We start from the raw sequence: 25,411 nt of genomic DNA, 5'->3' as shown, positions 1-25,411 counted from the left end.
TATGCCTGTCGCCCCTGCCCAAGGCGCTTCCGCTTTTCGTTGTCGAATTCCAACTTTTTTTAGCAAAAATCAACTAGTTTTGTCTTGATAGAAGGAGATTACTCTAACGATAACGAATTGACTCACTATACCAGATGAAGGAGGCTAGGGATAGTGAGTCTTAACATTGAAATGGAAATAAAACATGATGTTTTATGCTTGCGATTAAGTGGTGAACTTGATCATCATACGGCGGACGAATTACGAGAACAAGCTACTAAAGCAATTGAAAAGAATGATATTCGTCATATAGTTTTAAATCTAGAACAGCTTTCTTTTATGGATAGCTCTGGATTAGGTGTCATTTTAGGGCGATATAAGCAAATAAAGCAGGTGCATGGTGAAATGGTCGTATGTGCGATTTCCCCTGCAATACAACGATTATTCGATATGTCGGGGATCTTCAAAATCATTAAACTGGAACCGACTGAAGAGTTTGCATTGCAAAGATTGGGGGTGGCCTAAAGATGAAGAATCAGATGAATCTTCAATTTAGTGCTTTAAGTCAAAATGAATCATTTGCACGCGTCACTGTTGCTGCTTTTATCGCGCAGCTTGACCCCACTATGGATGAATTGACTGAAATTAAAACTGTTGTTTCAGAAGCTGTAACCAACTCCATCATACATGGTTATGAAAATGACCCAAATGGAATTGTTTATATTCAGGTAACCATTGAAGAAAATATGGTAGACATTTCGATTAAAGATATCGGACTAGGAATTGTAGATGTGGAAGAAGCTCGACAACCATTATTTACAACGAAACCAGATTTGGAGAGATCTGGTATGGGATTCACAATCATGGAAAATTTCATGGATGAGGTTGAGGTTCTCACACAGCCAGGTAAAGGAACCGAAGTAAGATTAAAAAAGCATTTACAGACAAGCAAAATGCTATGCAATTAAGGAGACTTGCCAATGGATGTGGAGGTCAAAAAAGATAAAGCGCAAACGTATTTAAAGGACCATGAAGTGAAGGAACTTATTAAGAAAAGCCAAGACGGAGACCAAGCAGCAAGAGACCTTATTGCTGAAAAAAATATGCGTCTTGTTTGGTCCGTTGTCCAGCGGTTTCTTAACAGGGGATATGATCCAGATGATCTTTTCCAAATTGGATGTATCGGACTGCTTAAATCTGTAGATAAGTTTGATCTTTCCTATGATGTGAAATTTTCTACCTATGCGGTACCAATGATCATTGGTGAAATCCAAAGATTCATTCGTGATGACGGAACAGTAAAGGTTAGCCGTTCATTAAAGGAAATGGGTAACAAAATTAGAAAAGCAAAGGATGAATTATCAAAGAACTTTGGAAGGATTCCAACTGTTAATGAAATTTCAGAGCATCTACAGCTATCCCCAGAGGATGTAATTCTTGCACAAGATGCAAGCAGAACGCCTTCTTCCATTCATGAAACAGTTTATGAAAATGATGGCGACCCTATTACATTATTAGATCAAATTGATGATGGAAATGAAGGTAAATGGTTTGATAAAATTGCTTTAAAAGAAGCAATCCGTGAATTGGATGAACGTGAGCGGCTAATTGTTTATTTGCGTTACTATAAGGATCAAACTCAATCAGAAGTAGCATTGAGGCTGGGAATATCACAGGTTCAAGTTTCGAGACTTGAGAAAAAAATACTATCACAAATGAAAGACCGCATGGATCCATGATCTATGCGGTCTTTTTTTGCATTATTAAAGGTATTGATGAAGTATCAAAATTAAAGTTTACCAGCTTTTTTTAGTAAAGTAAGAAATTTTGCTCATACTATTTATACAAAGAAATTAATGTGTGGGGAGTGAGTGTTTTGGAAAAAACAGTCTACATCCGCATGCGGAATCGTGTTCTAGCGAAACCGGAAGAAAGTATCTATTTAATGGATATTGCACAAATTATTGCTCCAGAATCAGTAATCCCTGAATTGAAAAAATTGAAAGTGTACCAAATAACGGAAAGGGACAAAAATATTATTGTCATTGATGTGATGAAAATAATTAGGTTGATTTCAGGTTTGATCGAGGATGCAGAAGTCCAAACCATTGGACCAGCACAAACCATTATAGAAGTGATTTTGAAGAAAAAGCAAATGTCGAAGCCTTTGTTTATTTTAATTTGGTTTTTGTTATTTTTTGGTTCAGCTATGGCCATTATGAACTTTCATGACGATGTCAGTATGCGGAGTGTTCAGGAAAAGATGTACAGAATCATTACTGGAGTCGAAGATTCAAAACCTTGGATTTTTCAAATTCCCTATTCTATTGGTTTAGGCTTAGGGATGATCTTATTCTTCAATCATGTTTTTCAAAAAAGGATCAACGAAGAACCTAGTCCCCTGGAAGTGGAGATGTTTAACTATCAATTGGATTTAGATAACTATGTGATTATTCATGAGAATAAGGAAAGTATGAAAGATACAGATGACGATTAAAGTAATTGCTGTCATGTTTATTGGTCTTGCAGGTGGATTAGCCGTTGGTTCAGGTTTTGTAGCTTTTCTAACAGTCCTGGGTATTATCCCTAGACTTACGCAGCTGACAAAAACAATGAAGATGATTCGACATTATGAATGGGCTGTAGTTATGGGTGCTTTAACAGGAGTAGTGGGGAGTCTTAGAGACCCGATACTAGGGATTTCCCCCTATTTTATGCTGCCCCTTGGTCTATGCGGTGGTGTCTTTGTTGGAATGTTAGCAGCTGGGCTTACAGAGGCATTAAATGTATTTCCTGTCCTCGCAAAAAGACTAGGGATTGATGGGAAAATTATTATCTTAATTATGGCGATTGTCTTAGGAAAAATTGTTGGATCAATATTTCAATGGGTCTATTATGTTCATCTTTAAAGTCAGCCTAGAAAGGACAACCTAATATGAGTAATCGGAGGCGGGTTATATTAATTACTGATGGTGATGAGTATGCAAAGAGGGCAATCGAACATGTCGCCCATGAAGTAGGAGGGCGATGTATTTCGCTGTCTCAAGGAAACCCCTCCCTTCTTACAGGGGAGGAGCTCGTAAAATTAATTAAAAAGGCTGCTAATGATCCAGTATTTGTAATGTTTGATGACAGTGGACTTGTTGGTGAAGGTGCAGGTGAAAGGGCATTAAAGTATGTTGCCACACATAAGGAAATTGAAGTCTTAGGAATTATTGCGGTTGCAGCAAAGACCCATCAGGCCGAGTGGACAAGAATTGATGTCAGTATCGATCGTGATGGTGAATTAACGCCTTATGGTGTAGACAAACACGGTATCCCCGAGCTTGAAATAGGAAGATTAAATGGAGATACCGTATACTGCCTCGATGAATTAGATGTTCCAATCATTGTTGGAATCGGAGATGTGGGAAAAATGGCACGCCGTGACCACTATGAGCGAGGGGCGCCAATTACGAAAAAAGCGGTTGAGCTAATTCTCGAAAGGAGTGGGTTTCGTGACGAAAGAGAACGAACAAATATGGCCGATACCTGAGTCGCTGCAAGAAATTGAACACTACATGAAACAGCGTGTCGGTTTAGGAGTAAGTTTTGACTTCGGTGTCAGAAAGTTAAAAATTCTGAAAAGAGAAGTACACTTTTACTGGGTAACTGGTTTATGTGATACTGGTTTTATTACAGATATAGTGGAAGAACTAGTCGATATTAATGATCATGAAAAATTATCGGCAGATCTTGTTAAAATCGTAGAAAACCGGATCGTCAATCAATCGGTTAGCCCAATTAAAACACTTGAAGAAATGGTCACCCAGGTTTTATCGGGATTAATTGTTATTGTCGTTGAGGGCGCGGATACGGCTTATGCTGTTGACGTACGAAACTATCCAGGTCGTACACCTCAAGAACCAGACACAGAAAAAGTAGTTAGAGGTTCCCGCGATGGTTTTGTCGAGAATATTGCTATGAATACTGCTTTAACAAGAAGAAGAATACGTGATGAGAAACTGCGCTTTGAGATTGTTAAGGTTGGAGAACGTTCAAAAACGGATGTTGCTATTGGTTACATTTTAGATATTGCCGATCCAGACTTAGTTAATATTATTCGAAAAGAGCTTAATGCCATTAAAATTGATGGGATTCCGATGGCGGATAAAACAATTGAAGAGTTTATTTTAAAACAAGGATATAATCCTTATCCACTGGTAAGGTATACAGAACGTCCAGATGTAGCCGCGGCGCATCTTCTAGAAGGACATGTGATCATATATGTTGATACGTCACCAAGTGTAATCATAACACCAACTACTTATTTTCATCATGTCCAGCATGCTGAGGAGTTTCGTGAAGCACCCGTAATGGGAACTTTCGTACGATGGTCAAGGTTTTTAGGTATTTTGACATCGATATTTTTACTTCCTTTATGGCTATTGTTTGTTTTAGAACCTTCATTACTTCCAGATAGGCTCTCGTTTATCGGACCAAATGAACAAACCAATATTCCCATCGTGGTCCAGATTCTATTAGCAGATTTTGGACTGGAATTTTTAAAAATAGCAGCCATACATACCCCTACACCACTATCAACAGCCATGGGTTTGATAGCAGCGGTGTTGATTGGTCAGATTGCAATTGAAGTTGGATTATTTGTTCATGAAGTAATTCTATATGTTGCAATATCTGGTATTGGGACATTTACCACACCAAGCTATGAGTTAAGTGTTGCAAACAAAATAGGCCGAATAACCCTGCTCATTCTCGTATCCTTGTTCCATACACCAGGATTTGTAATTGGCGGTACCTTGCTGTTTATTCATTTAGTTACGACAAGGACATTTAATACCCCGTACTTTTGGCCTTTTCTGCCTTTTGAACCAAAGGGATTCCTACAAATTATTTTCCGAAGGGCGATTCCAGGATCAATCCTGCGTCCAAGTATTGTTCATCCGAGGAACCGATACCGTCAGCCGCCGGCTGGAGAATAAATTATTGCGGAAAGCAAAAGGTTATGCTAAAGTATTTTTAATTATGAAAAAGGATAAAAAGCTCATAAAAATAGGCAGTATCCTTTATGGATTCTGCCTATTTATTTTATTACTTTTTTCAAGCTTGAAAATAGACTGGTACTAAGACTTTTATAAGATTAGAGCCATTAGTAAAGAGACTATACGAAAGAGAGGGAAAGGCATGTATTTTTATGGAACAACAGGCGTAAACGGCAATGGGAATTTGGAAATAGGCGGAGTAGATGCAGTTGAATTAGCCGAGCAATTTGGAACTCCTCTCTATGTTTATGACGTGGCATTGATGAGAGAAAGGGCAAGAGGATTTAAAAAAACCTTTGATGAGCAAAATGTGAAAGCCCAGGTTGCATATGCTAGTAAAGCATTTTCGACGATTGCTATGCTGCAGCTTGCTGAAGAGGAAGGTTTATCGCTTGACGTAGTATCAGGTGGAGAGTTATTCACAGCCATTGCAGCGGGTTTTCCAGTAGAAAACATACATTTTCATGGTAACAATAAAAGTCGAGATGAACTAGAAATGGCACTAGAAAACAAAATTGGTTGTATTGTAGTTGATAATTTTTATGAATTAGAACTTTTAAAAACTATTTGTCTTGAAAAAAGTGAATCCATCAGTATCCTACTGCGGGTTACACCTGGAATTGAAGCACATACACATGATTACATCTTAACAGGCCAGGAAGATTCCAAATTTGGATTTGATTTGCAAAATGGACAAGCGGAAGAAGCCTTACTTTCTGCCCTTAGTTTTAATAACTTTAATGTTTTAGGACTACATTGTCATATTGGCTCGCAAATCTTTGAAACAACTGGATTTTTGCTTGCTGCTGAAAAAATTGTTGGAAAAATGAATCAATGGAAAAATAATCATAACTTTGTAGCCAAAGTATTAAATCTAGGTGGCGGTTTCGGAATCCGTTATACGAGTGAAGATGAACCACTATTGCCTTCTCAATATGTTAGTGAAATTATTAAAGAAGTAAAGAATTTAATTCAGCAATATTCTATGGATATGCCTGAAATTTGGATCGAACCAGGACGGTCACTCGTAGGTGATGCTGGAACAACACTTTATCAAATTGGGTCTTCAAAAGAGGTTCCAGGAGTTAGAAAATATTTAGCAGTAGATGGTGGAATGAGTGATAATATTAGACCTGCTCTCTATCAGGCGAAGTATGAAGCGGTACTTGCTAAAAAACCTTTAGCGAAAAGCGCGCAAAAGGTTTCAATAGCAGGGAAATGCTGTGAATCAGGTGATATGCTGATTTGGGATTTACCACTCCCGGAGACAGAGGCTGATGACCTTCTTGCTGTATTTTGTACCGGAGCTTATGGATATTCGATGGCAAACAATTATAATCGAATACCACGTCCGGCAGTAGTGTTTGTTGAAAATGGGATAGCATCACTTGTTGTAAAAAGAGAAACGTATGAAGATCTACTTCGGTTGGACCTTCCTTTAAGATAAATGGACTGCCGTGTAATGCGGCGGTTTATTTGTTTTGCGAAAGAACATGGATTATTTTATAGATATAGTGTAGAATGACAACATGTACGCTATCTTCAAATTGTTTTTGGAGGTTTATTGTGAAGAAAAACAATTGGGCCGTTTTTAGTATCCTTTTAGGACTAGCTCTTATTTGGGGGATTATCTATTGGGTTTTTATTGTACCAAAATAATAATATTATTGGGATTGATAGAAAAACATTTATTATGTATGATTGACAATAATGATACACTTTAAAAATATGACTACATATTATAATGAAAACTGTTTATTTATGAGTTTGTTGGAAAAAATATACTATCCCGAACTGGGTTTATTTATATAATGAGGGAGCTATTATGTTAATTCGTTATAAGAAAACTTTTGAAAAAATTGCCATGGGTTTATTGTCCTTTATGCCTACAGAAAAGGACCTGAAGAAACTCCAATTTACCATTAAGGAGTATGAAACAGTTGAGAGCTTGCAACTTTTCCTTTGGAAGGAAGAAGATATAATCGGCCTTATTGGTGTTCAGATGAACGACAGTGATTCTTCACTACTGATTCAACATATCTCTGTCAATCCATCACATCGTCATCAAGGTATAGGTAAAAAAATGGTTAAATCTTTGAAGGACATGTTTCCAGAAAAGCAAATAACAGCAAATGACACCACTTCACCATTTGTTGAAAAATGTGATTTTTGCTAATAGAAAAGACAACGGATATTATCTGTTGTCTTTTCTATTCTTTAGTGCTTCTATTCGTTCTTCCGTAACATATGTTCTGTCGCGTAATTTATGCCGATGCACAATAGATTCATCCCCTAGGTCGCTCTCTTGTCCCCAGATAAATCCTTTGGACCTACATTCCTTTATACAGGCATCTAATAGTATGGGGTCCGCTATCTGTAAATTTATGCTCTGATAACTTTCCTCATGATTGATTTGATCCAGAAGTTTTGAAAGCAAGGGAAATAAACTACCTGAATCCAAACCCTGTATGTTTGGTCTACTTTCCTGTATGGATAAAATCTTAATGGCTTTTTCCAATGTTCGTTTGGCACCAATGAAATTTTTCCTTCGCTGATGATACCTCGATACCGCTAAAAGAATAAAGCCTACCCAGATTGAATTTTTTTTTCTTTCATTAGATTCCTTCCAATACTCTTCTAGAATTTCATGGCATTCAAAATAATCGCGGTCCCCATGAAAATGGGCCAAAAATTGAATATACGCTTTCGGGTACAAAAGATCACCCCTAATTAATAAGATATGTACAGTTTAGCATATAAACACCGTTTGTTCAGAGAACAATTATTGAAAAAAGTCCGCCATCGAAGACGGACTTCCTTGTGCTTATCCCTTTAGCTTAAAACCAAGAAGCACCAACGATAATTAACAGAATGAATAAAACCACGATTAATGCAAATCCGCCACCAAAACCGTAACCACCATCAGACATGTTCAAATACCTCCTATACTGTTTTGTTGTTCTTTTCATTCTCATAATATGTAGGGGGCTTGCCCAGTGTTATGGGCAAACATAACTTTTTCAATAAATGATGATTCCAATAAATTTTTTATTGGATAACATAAATTAATACTCTATACTAATAAGAGGCATAACGATTGAAAATTACTCCAAGGATTCTGGTGAAAGATGATACACTATAATGTAAAAATTGATGCGTTTGAAGGTCCATTAGACCTGCTTCTCCATTTAATAAATCGACTTGAAATTGATATATATGATATTCCTGTTGCTCAAATTACTGAGCAATACTTAATCTATATAAAAACAATGACAGAACTTAAATTGGATATTGCCAGCGAGTTTTTAGTAATGGCGGCTAGCCTTTTGGCGATTAAAAGTAAAATGTTACTGCCAAAACATGAAGAGGAACTGGATGAATTAAATTCAGAAATGGGTTATGAGGAAGACCCAAGAGACGAGCTGGTTGAAAGACTGATTGAGTATCGAAAGTACAAAGAGGCTGCACATGACTTAAAGTCACTTGAGAAAGAACGAGGACTAATGTTTACCAAACCTCCTAGTGATCTTTCAGATTTTGCAAAGGAAAACCAGCCGGAAAAAACAGAATTAAATGTCACACTATATGATATGTTGGCAGCATTTCAGAAACTGTTAAGAAGGAAAAAGCTGCAACGCCCTATGTCCACAAAGATTGCTAGACAAGAAATATCGATTGAAGTCAGAATGGCAGAAATTATGAGTGAATTAAAGAAAATAACAGGTCGTAAGAACTTTAATGATTTGTTCTCAATTCCTGCAAAGGAACATATTGTAGTTACGTTTTTGGCTGTTTTAGAGTTAATTAAAAGAAAAGAAATTGATGTTGAACAACATGAAAACTTTGGTGATATCTTTGTTCATGCAGTAAAGAAGGGAGCACAAGAACTTGGATATAATTAACTGGCAGAGTATTTTGGAGAGTCTTTTATTTGCTGCAGGCGATGAGGGACTTACTTTAAAACATGTAGCAGAAGTCCTAGATGTAGAGGAATTGAAAGCAGGAGAAATTATTAATGAATTGAAACAGGTATATGAAAAAGATACCACCCGTGGGATTATGATTGTCCAGCTGGCTGGTTCTTATCAGCTAGCGACAAAAAAGGAAAATGCAACCTATCTAAAAAGACTTGTAGACTCACCTAATACTTCGGCCCTGTCACAGGCAGCTTTAGAGACATTGGCTATTATTGCTTATAAACAACCGATTACACGAGCTGAAATTGAAGAAATACGCGGAGTAAAAACAGAAAGACCACTACATACCTTAATGTCAAAAGCACTGATTAACGAAGTGGGAAGAGCTGAAGGTTCAGGACGGGCTTACCTTTATGGTACTACTAAAGAATTTCTAGACTATTTTGGTTTAAAAAACATTGAAGAACTGCCCAAGCTTCCCGATAGAGTCGAAGAAGAATTTGTTCAGGAAGAAGCAGATTTATTCTTTGAAAAATTTCAAGACACTATAAATTCTTAAAAACCTCTAATTGTGATAAGATAGAAGGGATTTTATAAGGAATTCCGAAAATTCAACTTTTTAGTAATGAAAAAAGGGGATTGATTTATTTGTTTATAAAAGAATGTATCGGGTACGAATTAGAAAAGGAAAAATCCAATACTTCAGAAGACTTTTTTAATAGAAGTGAAGTAACATTTATGGAAGGTTCTGTGGAAAAGACACTACATGTTTTATATGTGAGATACTTTGATGAATCTTTCCAAGAATTCACCCCTTATCAGCAAAACCCAATTTTAACAAAAGGTGATATCCAAGTTACTTTTAAGGATATTGTTGCTTTAGTATGTTTAATTAAGAACCCAGGTTTGCGTAATCGAAAGCGGTTATATATCAACTCAAAACATGAATTTGCATCTTATTTCCAAGATATTGACTTTGAAAAGCTACCAGAAATCGTGCTAACTGTTAAGCAAAATAATAACTTTGAAATTAGTTCTCCGCTCGATTTTATTAAACAGCCGAAATAACAATGTAAAAAAGAATTTAAGGGGTGCTAAGATGGGAAATTCATTAGTTAAAACACAGCTACAAGATGTGGCGGGATTTTTAACTTCTTCTATTAGTACATTTGAAAATTTTTTAAATGAAACAACTATTTCACAAATGGAACAACAGCTATCAGGCGATGAGGCCTATTATAAATTAATTCTATCAAATCTAAGAAAACTGCTTGTGTACTGTGAGGAAGGCTTAGATGCATGTTCAGTCATTTTACTGAGTGAACCGTTTCAGAAAGCGACTGCTGAAAAAACTCTTTATCGAATTTTCCATCAGTGTATTGAGGAATTTTTCTCACCTAAAAAAGACGCATGGTTTGAAGATAGTCGATCTGCCTATACTGGAAAGAATTCGATTAAGTTTTTTAATCACGTACCTGAAAGTGTTCAGAATTTATTTAAAGGACTCGAAGGTGAGTTTCAAAGACTAAGAGAAGAACTTGAATACTATGAAACAGATTATCGTACAAAAATGATTCAATCTAAATAATGTTTAACGGGAAACTGTCCATATGGGCAGTTTTTTCGCTTGGAATAGATTCAGTTGTTCATAATCTCGAATATTTTTCATACCTTTTAGTTAGATTCAAATTAAAAGGTGGGATTAGAATGAACCGCTTTAGTCAGTATGTTCACGATCTCTTTGATTGGAATGAGGAAATGAAACAATTTCTTGAATCAGAAGAAGTGAATGATAACGTAGAGTTATGGGAGCAGCTTGAACATTTCACTGAGTTGATAGAAAATACAAGCCAATCATTATCAGATCATGACATGTTAAACCTTCAGACAAAGGCCGAAGAAATTCATGGGCAAATGGAAGATTATTTTTCTCGAAAACAAGGGGTCGGAAATATCTGGGTTGAGAATAAGTCTGTTGCCCCAGGTGGACATCAGCTGCCAGAGCTTCCATACGCCTACAATGCACTTGAACCATATATTTCGGTAGAAATCATGAAGTTGCATCATGATAAGCATCATCGCTCTTATGTTGAAGGATTAAACAAAGCAGAGTTAAACCTAAAGAAGGCTAGAGATAATAATGATTTTTCCCTAATAAAACATTGGTCAAGAGAATTAGCCTTTCATGGATCAGGACATTACTTGCATACAATTTTTTGGAAAAACATGATTCCTAAAGGGGGAGGAAGTCCCCAAGGACACCTGAAGCGGGAAATAGACGATTATTTTGGCAGTTTCGATAAATTTAAGAAACAGTTCTCAGAAGCAGCCAAACAGGTAGAAGGTGTTGGGTGGGCAATTCTTGTATGGTCACCAAGGGCAAGGCATCTAGAGATATTGCAATCGGAAAGACATATGTTGTTAACGCAATGGGACACCATTCCACTGCTAGTTCTTGATGTCTGGGAGCATGCTTATTATCTGCAGTATAAGAATAACCGGGCTGGCTATGTTGATAATTGGTGGAAACTGGTAAATTGGAATGATGTAGAAATGAGATTTGATAAAGCTTCAGAGATCAAATGGCCAGCATTTTAAACCTTTGACAATCGGCATGATGCTGGTTGTCTTTTTCATTTTTAAAGACAAGTTGTCATATCAAGCCTTGTCCTGCATAAAATTTTAGAGAACAAGTATCGTAAAAAGAAGCAAAGAAGGGGACGAGGTAAACTTATGAGAATGATTTGGAAGCTAGTCATTTTTGCCCTCATGGTCTCACTATTCATTACAAACATTCCTCAAAAGGTGGATGCTTCCGTTTCCGTAAGTGCACGTGGTGCAGTTCTAATGGAGCAAGAATCAGGGCGTGTCCTATTTGAGAAAGATGCCCACACAAAAAGAAGGATCGCGAGTATTACAAAAATAATGACAGCGATTCTTGCTATCGAATCGGGTAAAATGAATGAACTAGTGACAGTAAGTGAACAAGCTACCCGAGCGGAAGGGTCGACTGTGTACTTAAAACCGGGGGAAAAAATCAAGCTCAAGCATTTAGTATATGGCTTAATGCTAAGGTCTGGAAATGACACAGCCATTGCCATTGCTGAACATGTAGGGGGGAGCTTAGATGGGTTTGTTTATCTGATGAACCAAAAAGCAAATGAGATTGGCATGTTAAATACACATTTTTCTAATCCTCATGGTCTAGATGACCATGAAGACCACTTTTCAACTGCCTATGATATGGCTTTGTTAACCCGGTATGCAATGCAAAATAAAACATATCAAAAAATCGCTGGAACCAAGAAATATAAAGCACCAAATCCCACTGAAAATTGGGACCGTGAGTGGAAGAACAAAAACCGCTTATTAACAAAATACAAATATACAACCGGCGGGAAAACGGGCTATACAAAACGTGCAAAAAGAACTCTTGTTACAACTGCAAACAGGGGGGACATGAGTTTAATTGCTGTTACATTGAATGCTTCAGATGATTGGAATGACCACATTGCGATGTATGAAAATGGTTTTAAAACCTATGATATGGCAGAAGTGTTGTCAAAAGGAAAAATAGATATAAAAACAAATAAAATTTATCAAAAACATCTTTATTTAAAAAGAACCATTGTTTACCCGGCCACAAATGAGGAAATGGACTTGTTCTCTATTAAATATAAATTGAATAAACCGGGAGAGGATTGGGACCACACCGAGCATAACGGAGAAGCTGTTGGTAAAGCCCAGGTTTTCCTTGATGGAAAAGTGGTAAGAGAAACACCTATTTATTATCAGGGAGGTCCCGAGAAGAAGAAGGGACTATTTGATTCATTAAAAGATATTTTTCTATCCGTTATAGGCGTGAAACTAAATGGTTAATTATATTTGGGTTTTTATGACGATCGTTGGCTTTATTTTTGCAATGTTTAATGGGACATTGGAAGAGGTGAATAAGGCGATATTTGATGGAGCAAAGGAAGCTGTGACTCTTTGTATCGGATTGATCAGCATTCTAGTGTTTTGGTTGGGAATGATGCGGATTGCTGAGGAATCCGGATTACTTGATAAATTGTCAAAGCTATTTCGTCCATTAGTAAAACGGTTATTTCCTGATGTGCCATCGAATCACCCTGCCATGGGCTATATATTGTCAAATATGATTGCCAATATGTTTGGATTAGGTAATGCAGCTACACCACTTGGGATAAAAGCCATGGAAGAATTAAAACAATTAAATGGCGGAAAGAATTCAGCAAGCAGGTCGATGGTTACTTTTTTGGCGATTAATACTGCAAGCATTACGATTATCCCAACAACGGTTATTGCAATCCGAATGAATTACAACTCTGCCTCCCCAACAGAAATTGTTGTCCCAACATTAATTGCAACGATTATTTCAATGCTCGGAGCAGTTATGATAGACCGTTATTTTTATAAACGAAGAAGTCGTAAAGGATGAAAACAATGGAATTTCTTTCGCTTATTTCACTAAGTTTTATTCCTATACTAATCGGTTTTATCCTTCTATATGGAACCATTAAACAAGTTCCAACTTATGAGAGCTTTGTTGAAGGGGGAAAAGAAGGAATCAAAATCGCTGTTTCGATTATTCCATTTCTTGTAGGGATGCTTGTTGCGATTACCGTCTTTCGGGCTTCGGGTGCCCTTGACGCATTAATGAATTGGATTAGACCAGCGATGGAGGCGATCGGTGTCCCGGCAGAAATTGTTCCTCTCATCTTTATTAGACCAATATCCGGAACAGCTGCACTTGGGATGACAAGTGATTTAATTGCGGTATATGGTCCTGATTCTTTTATTGGGAGGCTTGCATCGGTTTTGCAGGGAAGTACAGATACTACCTTTTATGTGTTAACTGTTTATTTTGGAGCTGTCGGGATCAAAAAAATGGGGGATGCACTCAAGGTGGGACTTCTTGCTGACGTTGTTGGAATCATAGTGGCTATTACAGTAGTGGTACTAATATTCGGTGCAAATTAAACTAATTTGAGTGGCTAGAATCGTAAATAGTAAGCAGGTTCCTGAAGAGCTAAACATAAATGGGAGCCTGTTTTTTTATTTTTATTTAGATAGAATAGCCGTTACTTTGAAAAAGGTCGGTTTTGTGTCATAATTCATTAGGTAAGAATAACAAATTTGTTTCCTAGTAAACTGCGGTGCCAGGCACCCGGTATTCAAAATAAAGGCAAACAGCTGAGGTGGATCATATTGGAAAGATTGCAAAAGGTAATTGCTCGGGCAGGAATCGCATCGAGAAGGAAGTCTGAAGAATTGATTAAAGAAGGAAAAGTAAAAGTAAATGGGAAAGTTGTTACGGAGCTGGGGGTGAAAGTAACACCTTCTGACAGAGTTGAAGTGAATGGTATTCAAATTGAGAAGGAGGAACCGGTATATTTTCTTCTATACAAACCTCGTGGCGTTATTTCGAGTGTTAGTGATGATAAAGGAAGAAAGGTTGTAACGGATTTCTTTCCATATATTCAAGAAAGAATTTTCCCTGTAGGACGACTTGATTATGATACTTCCGGATTATTACTGTTAACAAATGACGGGGAGTTCGCTAATTTACTAATGCATCCTCGCAATCAAATTGATAAAGTTTATGTCGCAAAAACAAAGGGAATCCCTTCAAAGGAGAACCTTAGAAAGTTAGAAAGAGGGATCCATCTTGAAGATGGAAAAACTGCACCGGCTAAAGTTAAGATGCTTTCAGTAGATAAGCAAAAGCAAACTTCTATCATTGAAATTATCATTCATGAAGGCCGTAATCGTCAGGTTAGAAGGATGTTTGAAGCAATCGGACATGAAGTTCTGAAATTAAAACGTGAACGCTATGGTTTTTTAACTTTACATGGCCTCTCTGCTGGGGATGCAAGAGAGCTAACACATCATGAGGTAAAGTTATTAAGGGGATTATCGTTAGAGTCAACTAAAAAAAATTCATAAATATGTCACAATTGTACCAGTGAGTAATTACTATAAACACAGTGAAAAATGATATAATTTAGACTAATTGTGTCTAGAAATTGTGATTTACAGGGGGGAGAAATATGAAAAAACGGCGATTAATTATGAGAACTATCATTCTAGTCATTCTTGGTTCTGCCGTTGTTTACACGTTGTATGCCAACCTGACGAAGGATAACCGTATAAAAGTTGCAGTGGGAAAACAAGCACCAGATTTTGTATTGGTTGATATGAACGGTGAAAAGCATAAGCTTTCTGATTATAAGGGGCAGGGGGTATTTTTAAATTTCTGGGGAACTTGGTGTAAGCCGTGTGAAGCAGAAATGCCTTATATTAATAATCAATATAACCATTTCAAGGACAGCGGGGTACAAGTGCTGGCGGTTAATGTTAGTGAGTCAGAATTAGCTGTTAATCAATTTGCAGAACGCAAGAAGTTAGATTTCCCAATCGTAATCGATACAAAAGACGGACAGGTTCAAACGGCATATGGTATTAACCCGCTTCCGGCTACATTTTTAATTGATAAAGATGGGAAAGTGGTTAAATATCATACAGGTACACTAACAGAAAGAACGGTCAGGGAGTTTATGGAGAAAATTAAACCTTAAGGGGTTGTAGGGAGTTTTTAGCAATGAAAGATGTCAAATGTGAATGCGGTCATGTTAATCCACATGGGACCGTATTGTGTGAGGCATGTGGAAAGGTATTAGATGAACAGTCTCAAGATAAACCACTGCTCGATATGCGTTATGAAGGTAGTGCGCGCCGCTCACAAACATATAATAAGTCCATCGTTGATAAAATATGGAACTTTTTTTCATCCGTTAAAGTAGGTGTGTGGCTAATTGTTATCACATTAGTTGCTTCTGCAGCTGGGACGATTCTTCCACAAGAAATGTACATACCTCCTACGCTGCCTGCCGCAGAATACTACAAAGAAGAGTATGGTTGGTTTGGAAAACTATACTATGAATTAGGCCTTAATAATTTGTACAGTTCCTGGTGGTATCTAGTTTTAATAGCCATGATTGGTATTTCCCTGGTGATTTGTAGTCTAGACAGGGTGGTACCCCTATATAAGGCACTAAAAGCACAAAAAGTAACAAGACATGAAGGGTTTTTAAAGCGGCAACGTGTGTTTGGAATAAGCGAAAATGTTGATGAAAAGGACATAGACGCAGTTAAACAACGATTAAAGTCTAAACGTTATCATGTAAGGGAAGAAAACGGAGATTTGCTTGCTGAAAAAGGTCGTTTTTCTCGTTGGGGACCATACGTGAATCATGTTGGATTAATCATTTTCCTAATTGGTGGTATGCTGCGTTTTGTTCCCGGAATGTATATTGATAAGGTTCTATGGCTTCGTGAAGGTGAAACAAAGGTCGTCCCTGAAACGGATGGTCAATATTATGTAGCGAATGAAAAGTTTATTTTAGAAAACTATGACAAAGATAAAGAAAACAAAGCATTCGAAGCTGCAATTGACCGAGCAGGGATGGTTGTTAAAAATTATCAGACAAATGCAGTTCTTTATAAAAGAGTTGGGCCTGCTATTCCAGGGGAACAGCCAGAGTTAGAAAAAGTAAAAGAACACAAAATTCGCGTAAATCAGCCATTGAAATTTGAAAAATTTGCTTTATATCAAGTAGACTACAAACTCGATGAACTAAATACAATGACTTTTTCATTAACCAATAAGGAATCTGGGAAAACATTTGGTGATGTAAAAATAAGTCTGTATGATCCACAGGAAAAATATGACCTTGGAAATGGATATGGGGTTGAAGTGTTAAGCTTTTTCCCAGACTTTGAATTTGCGGATAATGGGGAGCCTACAACAAAATCAAGAATTCCCAATAATCCTGCCTTTGTTTTTAAAATGACATCACCAGAAGTGCCGAATGGGGAAACAAGTTTTGTTGCCATTCAACAAACCATTGAACCATTAGGTGATAATCAATTTAAAATGGCTTTTAAAGGAATCGAAACCAAAAACGTTACTGCTTTAACCGTTCGTAAAGACTTGACGATTTGGATTATTGCCATGGGTGGTATTCTCTTTATGATTGGTGTTATGCAAGGAGCATACTGGAATCATCGAAGAATTTGGGTGCAAAACAAAAATGGTGAAATATGGATTGCTGCTCATACAAATAAAAATTGGTACGGTTTAAAAAGGGAAATTGAATCAGCACTTTCAGAAACAAAAATAAATATACCTGATGATCAAGTTCAAAGGGAAAAAGTGGATAAGGAGGGTGTCTAGTTGGTAACAATAAGTAGTAATTTACTTTATATTGCATTTATTCTATATTTAGTTGCGACTCTCTTCTTTGGTGGAGCCATTAAGGCTAAGAAGGATATTGGAGAAAAGAAGGGCACAAATCGCTGGGGAAAAATTGCTGTTTTTTTAACAATAATTGGCTTTATTGCCCAAGTTGGTTATTTTATCACTAGATGGATTGCCGCAGGACATGCCCCTGTTAGTAATTTATTTGAATTTACAACTTTCTTTGGAATGTGTCTGGTTGGTGCATTCATTGTTATATATTTTATTTATCGGACCCCACTTCTTGGGTTGTTCACCATGCCTGTTGCCATACTTGTCATTGCATACGCAAGTATGTTTCCAAGAGACATCTCTCCATTAATACCTGCGCTGCAAAGTGACTGGCTTCATATCCATGTTACGACTGCAGCTTTAGGAGAAGCTATTTTAGCTATAAGCTTCGCTGCTGGATTAATTTATCTAGTAAAGGTAATAGACCAGTCTAAATCCAGTAAGAGAACCTTTTGGCTGGAAACGGTGATGTTTGGGTTAGTGACCACATTAGGTTTTGTCCTTGTATCCACATTATTTTCATCTATGGACTATAAAGCAGAATTTAATTGGATCAATAAGAACGAACTAGAGGCTAAAATTGAATACACAATGCCAGCGATTACCGGGCCTCATAAAGGGGAGTTACTAACGGAAGGAAAGTTTGAACCTCTTGTTGAAATGCCTGCGATCATAAATGCAAAGAAAATGAATTCTGTTATTTGGTCATTTATTGGTGGTTTCATCCTTTACGGATTAATAAGATTAATATTAAGAAAGCGTATTTCTGCAGCACTACAACCTTTAGTTAAAAATATAAACCTAGATTTTGTTGATGAAATAAGTTATCGTTCAGTGTTGATTGGATTCCCGGTCTTTACTTTAGGTGCATTAATATTTGCAATGATATGGGCTCAAATTGCCTGGACCAGGTTCTGGGGCTGGGATCCTAAAGAGGTTTGGGCATTAGTTACATGGTTATTTTACGCAGCCTTTTTACACCTTCGTCTTTCAAAGGGGTGGCACGGTGAAAAATCCGCATGGCTTGCAGTAATTGGTTTTGTCATCATTATGTTTAACTTGGTGGCGGTAAACCTAGTAATTGCAGGACTTCATTCCTACGCTGGGTAAAAAATGTGAATTTTATAGCCTTTACTTTCTATTAAGTAAAGGCCATTTTTGCAACTCTTTAGCTTGATAGAAGTTAAGTTGTCAAAAATTCGACACTTTTTTCAAGGACTTTCCTATTATGTATAGAAGAAAGTGTGCATATTTTGTAAAATAACTGCATGGGGGGATTAATAATGGATAAAGACGTGAGGATTTTAGTAGTAGATGATGAGGAAAGAATTCGTCGTTTATTAAAAATGTACTTAGAGCGTGAAGAATATTCAATTGATGAAGCAGAAGATGGTAATGAAGCATTAGCGAAAGCGATTGCAAATGACTATGATGTAATCCTTTTAGATTTGATGATGCCTGGTAAAGATGGTATCGAGGTTTGTCGTGAGTTAAGAGAAAAGAAAGCTACTCCAGTAATTATGTTAACGGCTAAAGGTGAAGAGGTTAATCGTGTACAAGGATTTGAAGTTGGTACGGATGATTATATTGTTAAACCATTCAGCCCAAGGGAAGTTGTGTTGCGTGTAAAAGCTCTATTAAGGAGATCTTCTCAAACTAGTTATCTTCAAACAGAAACAACGACTAAGGACGTAATTGTTTTCCCACATTTAACAATTGATAATGATGCACATAGGGTTATGGCTGATGGTAAGGAAGTAAGTTTAACTCCAAAAGAATACGAATTACTCTATTTCCTTGCTAAATCACCTGACAAGGTATTTGACCGCGAGCAATTACTGAAAGAAGTTTGGCATTACGAATTTTTTGGTGATTTGCGTACGGTTGATACCCATGTTAAACGCCTTCGTGAGAAATTAAATAAAGTCTCTGAACAAGCTGCGAGAATGATTGTAACAGTTTGGGGAGTCGGCTACAAATTTGAGGTAGTTAATGAATGACCTTTTTACGAAGTGTAGTTGGTAAGCTCTGGCTTACCATCATATTTTTGGTTGCCTTTATCCTTTTCATTTTAACTGTCATGCTCTTAGAATTTTTCGAGAATAACAATCTTATGGAAACCAAAAATGATTTAACTCACCAGGCTGAAAAAATTGCTAAAGTATTGGTAAATCATCCTGGTGAGCAATTTCCTTTAGGATTAGAAATCTCTTGGGAAATTATTGATGATGTTACAAATGTGGTCATCATTAAAAATGACCAAGAGGTTTATTACTCTCCTAATTCGGAAAAATCAGTAAAGTTATCAATTGAAGATATACGAAATGATGTCGAATTGTCCACTGTTTTTAAAGAAAATATAAAAGTTGAAAAAGTCTCAAAGCTTTCATCTAAGGATTCAGAGAACGACATTGCAAAATATTCCATTATTGGTGTACCGCTACTCATGGATGAAGGACAAAGTGGCGCTGTTTTTATCTATCAATCCCTAGAGGTGGTCCAAGAAACTACTCATTCAACAACTAATTTTATTTTACTTGTAGCGGGTGTCGCTATTATCCTAACAACTATTTTTGCCTTCTTCCTCTCTACTAGAATTACTGCACCATTAAGAAAAATGAGGGAAGCAGCCTTCGAAGTGGCAAGAGGGAAGTTTGATACGAAAGTACCAATTCTTACTCATGATGAAATTGGGGAACTTGCAACTGCATTTAATCAAATGGGGCGGCAGTTAAAGTTCAATATGAATGCCCTTAGCCAGGAAAAAGAGCAGCTAGCCAGTATTCTAAGTAGTATGGCAGATGGAGTTATTACCTTCAATCGAGATGGAACCATCTTGATAACGAATCCTCCTGCGGACCGTTTTTTGCAATATTGGTACTATGAAAAAGGTAGTTCCGGCGCTACTTCAGACGAAATACCAACAGAAGCAATGGATCTTTTTCAAAAAGCAGTTGATACGGAGAAAGAGCAAATAGGGGAAATAACGCTTCAAGGTCGCCATTGGGTTGTTCTAGTCAGCCCACTTTATAGTAATCGCTTCATCCGTGGGGCTGTTGCTGTTCTAAGAGATATGACAGATGAACGAGTATTAGAAAAGATGAGAAAAGACTTTATTGCAAATGTTTCTCATGAGCTAAGAACACCGATTTCCATGTTACAGGGCTATAGTGAAGCCATTGTAGATGATATAGCCGAGTCTCAAGAAGAGAAAAAGGAAATGGCTAAAGTTATCTATGATGAATCATTGAGGATGGGGCGCCTTGTTAATGAGCTGCTTGATCTCGCAAGAATGGAAGCAGGGCATATTCAATTAAACTTAGATGTGGTTAACCTAGATTCATTTATGAATAGAATCGTTCATAAATTTCAAGGGTTTGCAAGAGACAATGAAATCACGATAAGTGCTGACCTAGAACATGACATTCCTAACTTACTATTCGATCCTGATCGTATCGAACAAGTACTGACCAATTTAATTGATAATGCCATTAGACATACACCTCAAGGCGGTTCTGTAAAGTTACGTGTAAAAACCGATGATTTCGGAATAAAAGTGGAAGTGTCTGATTCGGGGTCTGGAATACCTGAAGAAGATTTACCATTCGTTTTTGATCGCTTTTATAAAGCTGATAAAGCACGTACTAGAGGCAGAGCTGGAACTGGATTGGGACTGGCAATTGTAAAAAATATTATTGATGCTCATCGTGGTCATATTTCTGTACAAAGTAAAATTGGACAGGGAACGACATTTACCTTCTTGCTTCCTCGAAAATAAGAAAATAATGGCGATTTCTCTTGATTCACGGGAAACATTAAAAGCAGAAACACCCTGTTTAGCGATGTAGACTTGAAGCTAAACACGGCGATTAAGCGGGAACCATGGTATCGGTTTAAATTCATTCCTCTATACTTTCTAAACTCACCTTAAATGGTGGGTTTTTTGTTTAATATTGTTTACCTGCCTTCACAATTTTCTATAAACAGTCTATAGTTAATATGTGAAACTTTTTGTACATAAATAACGACTAATTCTATGAACGGGGAGGGGAATGGATGGACTCCGTTTTCGATGAGCTATATCAAAAATATCATCATGATGTTTTTCAATTTTTATTTTATATGGTTAGAAACAAAGAACAGGCAGAGGACCTAGTTCAAGAAGTTTATATTAGAGTTTTTAAATCCTACCAGCGCTTTGAAGGAAAAAGCAGTGAAAAAACATGGCTTTTTTCTATCGCACGAAATGTTGCGATTGATTCATTTCGGAAGCAAAAGGGCTGGAAGGGCAGATTGCTAGAAAAATTTGATTGGTCGGAAAGTCAAGTAAAGGATGAGTATCCAATTCCAGAAGAAATAACCATTCAAAAAGAAGAAATCAAGTGGATTTATCAATGTTTGAATCATTGCACGGTTGACCAACGTTCTGTTATCATTTTTCGTTTTTTAAATGATTTATCGATAACTGAAACTGCCGAGGCACTTGGCTGGACAGAAAGTAAAGTGAAAACAACGCAACACCGAGCATTGAAAATATTAAAGAAGCATATGGAAATAGTAAATGAAAAGGAGGGATTAGAAAGTGAAAAAGTCAGAGTGGAGCGATAAGCAGCTCGAAGAATTACTCAGGCAAATGCCCAGAATACAAGATAATCGCAATCCTCGTGACATTTATCAAAATCTTTCTATTAAACAGAGAAAAAAACCTGCATGGGTAGTACCAGGATTGGCTACAGCTGCAGCTCTACTCCTTATTATCTTATTAGTTCCTAATCTGTTAGGTGGAACAGAATATTCCTTTGATAGTCTGAAACAGGAGAACTCGTCCAGTGAAGAGAAGATAAGCCTCTCTGATGAAAATTCAGCGAATCTGTTGAAAAAAGCAGACACAGCTGACCGTGGGCAAGAGATATCAGAGCCGGAACTGAAAATGATGACCGGTAGTAATAAATCAGCTATATATGATGACGAAATTGGGAATGGGACCGTAATAACGTATTGGATTCCTGATTCGCAAGTACAAATGTTAGTGCCTATTTCTACAGTTGTAAATCCAGACACTAGTAAGGATTGGCTGACAGTTTTTACTGAATCAATGGGCTTATTAAAAGAAGAGGAATGGGGATTAACCGACTATTACCCTTTAAACGCAACTTTTAAATGGGATAGTAATACGAATACCGTCACTGTAGACGTACCTAGTGATCATAAATATGGGCAAGGTTCTACAGCTGAAACAATTTTTATTCATTCTTTGAATAATAACATAGCTTCGAATAGTAAAGTAAATAAAATTATTTTTACCACAAACGGTCAGCCGGGAATAGAACTTGGGAATCATGGTTTTATTAAAGAAATGAAAGTTGAGCCAGTAGGAAAACATGCATACTTTTCTTATACACCAGATGGAATGGATAGCATCTACTTGGTTCCATCGACAGAAAAATATCAAAATCTTAACGAGGCATTTGAGGCAATGAAGGCAGGTCAACAAGAACTTGGCTTAACAGCCTCAATAGGTCCTTCATTCACATTTAAGGAATTTTCGATTAAAGAAAATAGATTAATAATCAACATGGATGAAAATTCAAAAATGGAAAATAACCTTGCAACAGTAATTTCCTTCGAAGCAATTTTATTAACTGCAAAGGAGTTTGGGATAGAGACAATAGCGATAGTAAATCCACCAATCCAACTTTTAGGACCTTTTGATCTTTCTAAGGAAATAAAGGTTCCGTTAGCAGCAAATCTACGTCTAATCCAATAATGTGAGAAAAAAAGATTAACCAGCGAATCGGTTAATCTTTTTTTATGAATAAAAAACCATTTCTCTCCAAATTATAACAAGTATGCTTAACCTCACATACCTTACTATATGTTCTAAACACCAGCAGATAAACATATGGTGTGGAGGAGAGGAAAAGATTAAGGAGGAAAAAAATCAAATGCGAGACTACATAAGGCGGCTCCTTATCGCCGCAATTATGGCGCTTTGTGTGAGTTTATTGTTTTTAGGCGGTAAACAGGCAGAGGCGAGTATGCAAGAAGCAACAGAAATAAATACAGGATGGATATGGCCTACAGATGGGGTCATATCTGATACATATGGAACAAGGCACGGAACACATAAGGGAATTGATATAGCGGGTAACCTTAATTCTCCTATCATCGCTGTGGAGGATGGGGTAGTGGGTAAATCCTATTATTCGAATACGTATGGAAATGTCATATTTATTAATCACCCCAATAATTTGGTTACCGTGTATGCCCACTTAAATAATCGTCTAGTTAATGAAGGACAAGCGATTAAACAGGGTGATAGAATCGGGACTATGGGCAGAACTGGTGAATCAACAGGTGTTCATCTGCATTTTGAGAGTCATCAAATTGAATGGACATTTGATAAGAAAAATGCCATTGATCCGGAAAAGCTACTTGGTCATGCCGAGGTAGGTGTGGCAGTAAAGGAAGGGATGGCAGGTAATACGGAAAGTTTAGTTGCCAGTACGACTGTAAAAGGTGAAAAGGCCCGTTATATTGTACAAGCCGGAGACACTCTAACTGCCATCTCAAAGAAAAGTAATCTTACCGTTGCTGAATTAATTGAAGTCAATCAACTAAAATCTGATCTCATCAAACCGGAACAAGTTTTAGTGATTGATAAATAATAACATGAACCTGCTTGCCATTATTGGTCAGCAGGTTTTATTCAAATTGTACTTGTCAACATTGCCTAAGCGATTTTCCTTTTCAAAACTAAATATTATTAGTATAATAAAGTCGTAATTAAATATCGATCTATCTTCGGGGCAGGGTGAAATTCCCGATCGGCGGTATTGAGAGTTATCTCTCTAAGCCCGCGAGCCTTATGGCAGGATTTGGTGCGATTCCAAAGCCGACAGTATAGTCTGGATGGGAGAAGATGGAGGTTCTGCGACGTTCAAAAAATGCTGATTTGCTGAACGTTTATTAAGAGTGCCTTTGTAAACTCCCTCAAGATATCTTTCTTGAGGTTTTTTATTTTCCAAGGACACCTTAAACGCTGCTGAACCTCTCTTCCTAACGCGATGGATCCAAAAGGAGAGAGGAAAATGAAGAAAAAGTTAAGTGTCAAAGCAATTGTGTCAATTGGAATGCTGAGCAGTATCGCATATCTTTTAATGCTGATAAACTTCCCGCTTCCGCTATTTCCAAATTTTTTATTTATTGATTTCAGCGATATTCCAGCATTAATCGCAGCATTAATTTTTGGTCCTGTAGCAGGTGTTTTAGTCGAGTTTTTCAAAAATGCACTCAATTATTTTGCTACTGGGAGCGCAACAGGAGTTCCTGTCGGTCATATTGCAAATTTTTTAGCTGGTATTTTGTTTGTATTACCTACTTATTATGTATATAACAAAATGAGAACCAGAAAAGGAATGACACTTGCACTTATAGTCGGAACCGTTTTTATGGCGGTAATGATGAGCATATTAAATTACCTATTTATTTTACCGGCTTACACATCGCTGTTAAAGTTTCCTGATATGCGTAATTTAGTCGTACCTGCTATCTTACCTTTTAATATTCTAAAAGGCATAATCATGTCTTCCATATTTATGCTGCTATTCATTAGAATGCAGACATGGATAAATAAATTAACTACTGTAAAAAGTGCATAAATGAAAAAGGAAACTAGGCTATCCTGGTTTCTTTTCATATTAATTAACACACAACCCCTGCCAATACTGGCAGGGGTTGTGTGTTAATTAATATTTTAATGACAAAATTTTATTCGAATTTTGTTGGGTTGCCATCGAATGATTCGTCAGCAACTTTAATTGAATCTGTTGGACAGCCTTCGAATGCATCCATCATATCGTCAATTAAAACATCAGGGATTTCAACAATACCTTCGTTATCATCAAGAGTAACGAATGCAATGCCTTCATCATCATAATCATAAATATCTGGTGCAGCTGCCCCACATGCTCCGCATGCAATGCAAGTTTCTTTGTCAACAATCGTATACTTTGCCATGAAAAAAAAACCTCCCAATAAAATAACTTACTAACGTTTCCATCATAATAATGGAAACGCATTACTCATTCCTATTGTAAAACTGAATGGGTAACTTTTCAATAGAAAAATGCGCAATAGAA

General features: G+C 37.0%; 30 protein-coding genes and 1 riboswitch. Of the genes, 27 read left to right on the top strand and 3 right to left on the bottom strand.

What is annotated here, in order from left to right:
• The first annotated feature begins 153 nt into the window (after window positions 1-153).
• The 9 genes from spoIIAA (at window position 154) to BLR86_RS08400 (ending at window position 7,197) form a co-directional block, all read left to right on the top strand.
• Window positions 154-504, top strand: coding sequence for an anti-sigma F factor antagonist (gene spoIIAA, locus BLR86_RS08440; RefSeq protein ID WP_090760244.1), 351 nt, complete (start codon window positions 154-156; stop codon window positions 502-504).
• Window positions 505-506: 2 nt separating this feature from the next.
• Window positions 507-947: an anti-sigma F factor gene (gene spoIIAB / locus BLR86_RS08435; RefSeq protein ID WP_090760242.1), complete on the top strand. Its 441-nt coding sequence runs from the start codon at window positions 507-509 to the stop codon at window positions 945-947.
• 12 nt (window positions 948-959) lie between these two features.
• The gene (gene sigF, locus BLR86_RS08430) at window positions 960-1,718 is read left to right on the top strand and encodes an RNA polymerase sporulation sigma factor SigF (RefSeq protein WP_090760240.1); all 759 of its coding nucleotides are present in this window, start codon (window positions 960-962) and stop codon (window positions 1,716-1,718) included.
• Between the two features lie 137 nt (window positions 1,719-1,855).
• Complete coding sequence (locus BLR86_RS08425; RefSeq protein ID WP_090760238.1) at window positions 1,856-2,476, top strand: stage V sporulation protein AA; 621 nt, start codon at window positions 1,856-1,858, stop codon at window positions 2,474-2,476.
• Window positions 2,466-2,888 carry a stage V sporulation protein AB gene (locus BLR86_RS08420; RefSeq protein WP_090760236.1) on the top strand — a complete coding sequence of 141 codons (423 nt, stop codon included), beginning with the start codon at window positions 2,466-2,468 and terminating at the stop codon, window positions 2,886-2,888. Before BLR86_RS08425 ends, BLR86_RS08420 begins: the two co-directional genes overlap by 11 nt.
• A gap of 26 nt (window positions 2,889-2,914) precedes the next feature.
• Window positions 2,915-3,514, top strand: a complete 600-nt coding sequence (locus BLR86_RS08415) for a stage V sporulation protein SpoVABEA (protein WP_090760234.1) — start codon at window positions 2,915-2,917, stop codon at window positions 3,512-3,514.
• Entirely contained in the window at window positions 3,477-4,961 is a 1,485-nt protein-coding gene (locus BLR86_RS08410; RefSeq protein WP_254782268.1) for a spore germination protein, read from the top strand. The genes BLR86_RS08415 and BLR86_RS08410 overlap by 38 nt, the downstream gene beginning before the upstream one ends.
• Before the next feature lie 202 nt (window positions 4,962-5,163).
• Window positions 5,164-6,468 (top strand): diaminopimelate decarboxylase, encoded by a 1,305-nt coding sequence (gene lysA, locus BLR86_RS08405; RefSeq protein WP_090760232.1) that lies wholly within the window; start codon window positions 5,164-5,166, stop codon window positions 6,466-6,468.
• A gap of 378 nt (window positions 6,469-6,846) precedes the next feature.
• Complete coding sequence (locus BLR86_RS08400; protein WP_090760230.1) at window positions 6,847-7,197, top strand: GNAT family N-acetyltransferase; 351 nt, start codon at window positions 6,847-6,849, stop codon at window positions 7,195-7,197.
• Window positions 7,198-7,215: 18 nt separating this feature from the next.
• Here the strand turns inward: BLR86_RS08400 and BLR86_RS08395 are convergent, their stop codons facing one another.
• Both BLR86_RS08395 and BLR86_RS08390 read right to left on the bottom strand, forming a co-directional pair.
• Window positions 7,216-7,737: a DUF309 domain-containing protein gene (locus BLR86_RS08395; RefSeq protein ID WP_090760228.1), complete on the bottom strand. Its 522-nt coding sequence runs from the start codon at window positions 7,735-7,737 to the stop codon at window positions 7,216-7,218.
• 121 nt (window positions 7,738-7,858) lie between these two features.
• Complete coding sequence (locus BLR86_RS08390; RefSeq protein ID WP_090760226.1) at window positions 7,859-7,951, bottom strand: YjcZ family sporulation protein; 93 nt, start codon at window positions 7,949-7,951, stop codon at window positions 7,859-7,861.
• Between the two features lie 198 nt (window positions 7,952-8,149).
• On the opposite strand from BLR86_RS08390, the gene BLR86_RS08385 reads away from it, so the two are divergent.
• The 18 genes from BLR86_RS08385 to BLR86_RS08300 all read left to right on the top strand — a co-directional run bounded on the left by BLR86_RS08385 (window position 8,150) and on the right by BLR86_RS08300 (window position 24,931).
• On the top strand, window positions 8,150-8,923 hold the full coding sequence (locus BLR86_RS08385) for a segregation/condensation protein A (protein ID WP_090760224.1): 774 nt from the start codon (window positions 8,150-8,152) through the stop codon (window positions 8,921-8,923).
• Window positions 8,910-9,497 (top strand): SMC-Scp complex subunit ScpB, encoded by a 588-nt coding sequence (gene scpB / locus BLR86_RS08380; RefSeq protein ID WP_090760222.1) that lies wholly within the window; start codon window positions 8,910-8,912, stop codon window positions 9,495-9,497. The genes BLR86_RS08385 and scpB overlap by 14 nt, the downstream gene beginning before the upstream one ends.
• Before the next feature lie 89 nt (window positions 9,498-9,586).
• The gene (locus BLR86_RS08375; RefSeq protein WP_090760220.1) at window positions 9,587-10,006 is read left to right on the top strand and encodes a hypothetical protein; all 420 of its coding nucleotides are present in this window, start codon (window positions 9,587-9,589) and stop codon (window positions 10,004-10,006) included.
• A 31-nt stretch (window positions 10,007-10,037) separates the two neighbouring features.
• Window positions 10,038-10,526 (top strand): YpuI family protein, encoded by a 489-nt coding sequence (locus BLR86_RS08370; RefSeq protein WP_090760218.1) that lies wholly within the window; start codon window positions 10,038-10,040, stop codon window positions 10,524-10,526.
• 119 nt (window positions 10,527-10,645) lie between these two features.
• Entirely contained in the window at window positions 10,646-11,536 is an 891-nt protein-coding gene (locus BLR86_RS08365; RefSeq protein WP_090760217.1) for a superoxide dismutase, read from the top strand.
• A 135-nt stretch (window positions 11,537-11,671) separates the two neighbouring features.
• Window positions 11,672-12,817: a D-alanyl-D-alanine carboxypeptidase family protein gene (locus BLR86_RS08360; RefSeq protein WP_175492825.1), complete on the top strand. Its 1,146-nt coding sequence runs from the start codon at window positions 11,672-11,674 to the stop codon at window positions 12,815-12,817.
• The gene (locus BLR86_RS08355; RefSeq protein ID WP_090760215.1) at window positions 12,810-13,397 is read left to right on the top strand and encodes a nucleoside recognition domain-containing protein; all 588 of its coding nucleotides are present in this window, start codon (window positions 12,810-12,812) and stop codon (window positions 13,395-13,397) included. Before BLR86_RS08360 ends, BLR86_RS08355 begins: the two co-directional genes overlap by 8 nt.
• A 5-nt stretch (window positions 13,398-13,402) precedes the next feature.
• Window positions 13,403-13,939: a spore maturation protein gene (locus BLR86_RS08350; RefSeq protein WP_090760213.1), complete on the top strand. Its 537-nt coding sequence runs from the start codon at window positions 13,403-13,405 to the stop codon at window positions 13,937-13,939.
• 228 nt (window positions 13,940-14,167) lie between these two features.
• Window positions 14,168-14,905, top strand: coding sequence for a 23S rRNA pseudouridine(2605) synthase RluB (gene rluB, locus BLR86_RS08345; RefSeq protein ID WP_090760211.1), 738 nt, complete (start codon window positions 14,168-14,170; stop codon window positions 14,903-14,905).
• A 104-nt stretch (window positions 14,906-15,009) separates the two neighbouring features.
• Window positions 15,010-15,537: a thiol-disulfide oxidoreductase ResA gene (resA, locus tag BLR86_RS08340; protein WP_090760210.1), complete on the top strand. Its 528-nt coding sequence runs from the start codon at window positions 15,010-15,012 to the stop codon at window positions 15,535-15,537.
• A 23-nt stretch (window positions 15,538-15,560) separates the two neighbouring features.
• On the top strand, window positions 15,561-17,195 hold the full coding sequence (locus tag BLR86_RS08335) for a cytochrome c biogenesis protein ResB (protein ID WP_090760208.1): 1,635 nt from the start codon (window positions 15,561-15,563) through the stop codon (window positions 17,193-17,195).
• Window positions 17,196-18,380, top strand: a complete 1,185-nt coding sequence (ccsB, locus tag BLR86_RS08330) for a c-type cytochrome biogenesis protein CcsB (RefSeq protein ID WP_090760206.1) — start codon at window positions 17,196-17,198, stop codon at window positions 18,378-18,380.
• 173 nt (window positions 18,381-18,553) lie between these two features.
• Window positions 18,554-19,270, top strand: coding sequence for a response regulator transcription factor (locus BLR86_RS08325; RefSeq protein WP_090760204.1), 717 nt, complete (start codon window positions 18,554-18,556; stop codon window positions 19,268-19,270).
• On the top strand, window positions 19,267-21,048 hold the full coding sequence (locus BLR86_RS08320) for an ATP-binding protein (protein ID WP_090760202.1): 1,782 nt from the start codon (window positions 19,267-19,269) through the stop codon (window positions 21,046-21,048). Before BLR86_RS08325 ends, BLR86_RS08320 begins: the two co-directional genes overlap by 4 nt.
• 278 nt (window positions 21,049-21,326) lie before the next feature.
• Window positions 21,327-21,878, top strand: a complete 552-nt coding sequence (gene sigX / locus BLR86_RS08315) for an RNA polymerase sigma factor SigX (RefSeq protein WP_090760200.1) — start codon at window positions 21,327-21,329, stop codon at window positions 21,876-21,878.
• Window positions 21,853-23,037, top strand: a complete 1,185-nt coding sequence (locus tag BLR86_RS08310) for a GerMN domain-containing protein (RefSeq protein ID WP_090760198.1) — start codon at window positions 21,853-21,855, stop codon at window positions 23,035-23,037. Before sigX ends, BLR86_RS08310 begins: the two co-directional genes overlap by 26 nt.
• Before the next feature lie 178 nt (window positions 23,038-23,215).
• The gene (locus BLR86_RS08305) at window positions 23,216-23,938 is read left to right on the top strand and encodes a peptidoglycan DD-metalloendopeptidase family protein (protein WP_090760196.1); all 723 of its coding nucleotides are present in this window, start codon (window positions 23,216-23,218) and stop codon (window positions 23,936-23,938) included.
• Between the two features lie 128 nt (window positions 23,939-24,066).
• Window positions 24,067-24,198: riboswitch (FMN riboswitch) on the top strand.
• A 163-nt stretch (window positions 24,199-24,361) separates the two neighbouring features.
• Window positions 24,362-24,931, top strand: coding sequence for an ECF transporter S component (locus BLR86_RS08300; protein ID WP_090760194.1), 570 nt, complete (start codon window positions 24,362-24,364; stop codon window positions 24,929-24,931).
• Window positions 24,932-25,040: 109 nt separating this feature from the next.
• On the opposite strand, the gene BLR86_RS08295 is transcribed toward BLR86_RS08300, so the two are convergent.
• Window positions 25,041-25,289, bottom strand: a complete 249-nt coding sequence (locus tag BLR86_RS08295; protein ID WP_066060880.1) for a ferredoxin — start codon at window positions 25,287-25,289, stop codon at window positions 25,041-25,043.
• Window positions 25,290-25,411 lie beyond the last annotated feature (122 nt).

Origin of the sequence: Bacillus sp. OK048 (assembly GCF_900103525.1) — a bacterium.
Lineage (GTDB): Bacteria > Bacillota > Bacilli > Bacillales > Cytobacillaceae > Neobacillus.
The sequence above is the reverse complement of the archived record's forward strand: the minus strand, read 5'-3'. Positions and strand labels throughout refer to the sequence as shown.

What these genes read in the sequence shown, in the direction of transcription:
- spoIIAB (WP_090760242.1), top strand. Translation starts at nt 507, where the DNA reads ATGAAGAATCAGATGAATCTTCAATTTAGTGCTTTAAGTCAAAATGAA.
- sigF (WP_090760240.1), top strand. Translation starts at nt 960, where the DNA reads ATGGATGTGGAGGTCAAAAAAGATAAAGCGCAAACGTATTTAAAGGAC.
- BLR86_RS08420 (WP_090760236.1), top strand. Translation starts at nt 2,466, where the DNA reads ATGACGATTAAAGTAATTGCTGTCATGTTTATTGGTCTTGCAGGTGGA.
- BLR86_RS08415 (WP_090760234.1), top strand. Translation starts at nt 2,915, where the DNA reads ATGAGTAATCGGAGGCGGGTTATATTAATTACTGATGGTGATGAGTAT.
- lysA (WP_090760232.1), top strand. Translation starts at nt 5,164, where the DNA reads ATGTATTTTTATGGAACAACAGGCGTAAACGGCAATGGGAATTTGGAA.
- BLR86_RS08400 (WP_090760230.1), top strand. Translation starts at nt 6,847, where the DNA reads ATGTTAATTCGTTATAAGAAAACTTTTGAAAAAATTGCCATGGGTTTA.
- BLR86_RS08390 (WP_090760226.1), bottom strand. Translation starts at nt 7,951, where the DNA reads ATGTCTGATGGTGGTTACGGTTTTGGTGGCGGATTTGCATTAATCGTG.
- BLR86_RS08385 (WP_090760224.1), top strand. Translation starts at nt 8,150, where the DNA reads ATGATACACTATAATGTAAAAATTGATGCGTTTGAAGGTCCATTAGAC.
- BLR86_RS08370 (WP_090760218.1), top strand. Translation starts at nt 10,038, where the DNA reads ATGGGAAATTCATTAGTTAAAACACAGCTACAAGATGTGGCGGGATTT.
- BLR86_RS08365 (WP_090760217.1), top strand. Translation starts at nt 10,646, where the DNA reads ATGAACCGCTTTAGTCAGTATGTTCACGATCTCTTTGATTGGAATGAG.
- BLR86_RS08360 (WP_175492825.1), top strand. Translation starts at nt 11,672, where the DNA reads ATGAGAATGATTTGGAAGCTAGTCATTTTTGCCCTCATGGTCTCACTA.
- BLR86_RS08355 (WP_090760215.1), top strand. Translation starts at nt 12,810, where the DNA reads ATGGTTAATTATATTTGGGTTTTTATGACGATCGTTGGCTTTATTTTT.
- BLR86_RS08350 (WP_090760213.1), top strand. Translation starts at nt 13,403, where the DNA reads ATGGAATTTCTTTCGCTTATTTCACTAAGTTTTATTCCTATACTAATC.
- resA (WP_090760210.1), top strand. Translation starts at nt 15,010, where the DNA reads ATGAAAAAACGGCGATTAATTATGAGAACTATCATTCTAGTCATTCTT.
- BLR86_RS08335 (WP_090760208.1), top strand. Translation starts at nt 15,561, where the DNA reads ATGAAAGATGTCAAATGTGAATGCGGTCATGTTAATCCACATGGGACC.
- BLR86_RS08325 (WP_090760204.1), top strand. Translation starts at nt 18,554, where the DNA reads ATGGATAAAGACGTGAGGATTTTAGTAGTAGATGATGAGGAAAGAATT.
- BLR86_RS08320 (WP_090760202.1), top strand. Translation starts at nt 19,267, where the DNA reads ATGACCTTTTTACGAAGTGTAGTTGGTAAGCTCTGGCTTACCATCATA.
- sigX (WP_090760200.1), top strand. Translation starts at nt 21,327, where the DNA reads ATGGACTCCGTTTTCGATGAGCTATATCAAAAATATCATCATGATGTT.
- BLR86_RS08305 (WP_090760196.1), top strand. Translation starts at nt 23,216, where the DNA reads ATGCGAGACTACATAAGGCGGCTCCTTATCGCCGCAATTATGGCGCTT.
- BLR86_RS08300 (WP_090760194.1), top strand. Translation starts at nt 24,362, where the DNA reads ATGAAGAAAAAGTTAAGTGTCAAAGCAATTGTGTCAATTGGAATGCTG.
- BLR86_RS08295 (WP_066060880.1), bottom strand. Translation starts at nt 25,289, where the DNA reads ATGGCAAAGTATACGATTGTTGACAAAGAAACTTGCATTGCATGCGGA.